This is a genomic window from Marinitenerispora sediminis (assembly GCF_003336425.1).
GTDB classification, from domain to species: domain Bacteria; phylum Actinomycetota; class Actinomycetes; order Streptosporangiales; family Streptosporangiaceae; genus Marinitenerispora; species Marinitenerispora sediminis.
The window spans coordinates 1-2,413 of record NZ_QEIO01000283.1 but is presented as its reverse complement, the minus strand read 5'-3'; the positions used below and the strand labels follow the sequence as shown (position 1 = coordinate 2,413).

Sequence of the window (2,413 nt, the reverse complement as noted above, 5' to 3'; positions counted from 1 at the left end):
CGCCCGACCCCCGCAGGAGACGGAACCGGCGGCGAAGGCGGGCACGGTCGCCCTCGGAGGGGACCGAGGCGCTCATCCGGCCGCCGCGGCGCCGGGCCGGGCCTGCGACGCCGGGCCGGGCGCACCACCGCGGTCCGGCAGGGCCGGGCCGATCACGCCGACCGGAGCCGTCGGTGGAGGGCCGACGGCCATTGAGCGGCACACCCGCGCCCGCCAGCGTCTAACGGTGCGCGCCGTCCGGCCAGATCACCGCGACCCGGCGGCCCTGCTCGCGCGCGTAGCCCACCACGTCGGCCGTGCCGCCCGGGCCCCGGGCGGGCTCGCCGTCCCACACGGCGACCAGTTCGTCGCAGTGGTGCACCATGTACCGTCCGGCGGCCATGTGCGACTCCGGGGCGGAGAGGCGGTAGGGGAGGCGGTGCACCAGAACGGCCCGGCGCAGCAGGGCGTCGTAGACCCGGTGGTGGCCGGCCGGCAGGCCGTCGCGGTACTCCTCGGCCGGCACGACGACCTCCAGGGCGCCCCCCAGGTCCAGCACCGCGCGGGCGAAGAGCGTGTCGGCGCCGTCGGCCAGGCAGGACAGCCCGATGAGGCCGCCCGCGGCGCCGGCCAGATGCGCCCGGAGCAGGCGGTCCACCCTCCGCTCCACCTCGGGCGCCAGCTCCCGGTGGCCGCTGATCGCGATACGCCGCACCATGACGACTCCTCGTTCACTCGGGCCCGGCGCGGCGCCGGCGTCCCTCCGGCGCGGGCCGGCGCGGATGAGGGGCGCCCGCTCCGGGCGGTCCGGGCGCTCTGCCGGTCGACGTGCTCTTCCTCCCTACCCAGCGGCCGGTCCGAGCCGCAGGGGGCCGGCGAGCACCGTGGTGATCTGCTCGTCCAGCGCGCTCACGCAGCGGGCGCGGGGCCCCCGGTAGCTCCGGCGGAACCGGCGGACCCGGCCGATGACCCGGTCGGACTGGAAGGCGGCACCGATCCGCAGCGCCTCCGAGGCGAGCCGGCACGCTTCGTCGACGTCGCCGGCGTCGGCGTGCGCGCCGGCGAGCTCCACCAGCAGCACGGCCCGCTGCTTGGCGCTGGCGGGGACGCCGGCGGCCTCGTCGAAGGCGGCGAGGGCGTCGCCCGGCCGGCGCAGCCGCACGGCGACCAGGGCCCGGTAGCCCGCCACCTTGGGCTCGTCGAACGGGAAGACCCAGGGCCACGGGGGTTCCCGGTTGGCCGTGTGCGCCACCGCCCGGGCGGCGGCGCCCAGCTCCCGGGTGGCCGCCGTGCCGTCACCGGTCGCGGCGTGGCCCGTGGCGCGCACGCACGCCAGCCAGGCGCGGGCGGTCGGATGGGCGTCGTCGCCGAGCCGGCGCGCGGCCTCGCCCGCGAGCGCCAGACCGAGCTCTGGTTCGTCGGCGTCGATCTCGAACGAGGCGAGGCTGCCGAGCATGTACACGCCGAGCAGCCCGTGCCCGGCCTGGCGGGCGCGCTCGACCGCCGTGCGGTAGTGGCAGCGCGCCGAACCGACGTCGCCCATGTCGGCGTGCAGCCACGCGGCGAAGCCGGCCGCCTCGCTGGCCGCCGCCGCGATGTCGGCGGCGAACGGGCTGCGCCGGGCCCGCGCGAGCGTGCGGCCGGACAGCTCCAGGTGCGCGACCGCCGAGGAGATGAGGTCGCGGGCGGGGGAGGAGGCGTCCAGCCGGCGCTGGCCCCCCGTGATGGCGCGCAAGGTCGGCGCCGTGCTCTCGTCCACGTCGCTGGACGCCGGTGCCACCGGCAGCGGCAGCGAGGCCACGGTGAGGACCTTGCCGAAATCCCTGCGTCGCGTGGGATCCCCCTTTCCCCCGCCCGCCGCGTGCGCCGCGACGGGACGCGCCAGCGCGTGCGGAGCGAGGGCCGGGCCCGGGCTCGCGAACCGGAGTCGGTGGACGGGGATGTCCAGGCGCCGGGCGATCTCCCGCACCTGGTCGAGCGTCAGCGACTGCTGCCCGTTGACCACCCGTGAGACCCAGCTCTGGGAGTAGCCCAGGTTGCGCGCGAGCCCGGCCTGGGACCAGCCGCGTGCCGTCCGGACCGCCTCCACGATCGCGGCCATGTCACATGTGGCCAGTGCCGCGGCCATCGCGGGGCGGGTCCAAAACTCCGGCGTAAGTGCACCGTCACGTTGGGGCATGAGCCTAGATTAGGGGCGCCACCAGGCATTCTCGGCTATGTCGGACAGAAGTGACGCTATGCGCCGCGCGCATAACGGTCGCTGAACCGTGCGCGAATCGGGCAGAGTTCAGAGGCTGTCAAGGGACTAAAGTCCCCCATTTCCTGCCAAAACCTGACTGCCGCGGAGGTCTGATGACTGGAGAAATACCCGCAGCGGGCACCGGGGGCATGGCCGGAGGTGGCCATGGCGCCGCCCCCGGGGGCGGCGCCATGG

At 76.4% G+C, this 2,413-nt stretch carries 2 protein-coding genes; both read right to left on the bottom strand.

The features are described from left to right. Positions 1–220 precede the first annotated feature (220 nt). On the bottom strand, positions 221–694 hold the full coding sequence (locus tag DEF28_RS26265) for a hypothetical protein (RefSeq protein ID WP_114400878.1): 474 nt from the start codon (positions 692–694) through the stop codon (positions 221–223). 126 nt (positions 695–820) lie between these two features. Continuing rightward, positions 821–2,158, bottom strand: coding sequence for a helix-turn-helix domain-containing protein (locus DEF28_RS26260; RefSeq protein ID WP_325049040.1), 1,338 nt, complete (start codon positions 2,156–2,158; stop codon positions 821–823). Between the last annotated feature and the right edge of the window lie 255 nt (positions 2,159–2,413).

What these genes read in the sequence shown, in the direction of transcription:
- DEF28_RS26260 (WP_325049040.1), bottom strand. Translation starts at nt 2,158, where the DNA reads ATGCCCCAACGTGACGGTGCACTTACGCCGGAGTTTTGGACCCGCCCC.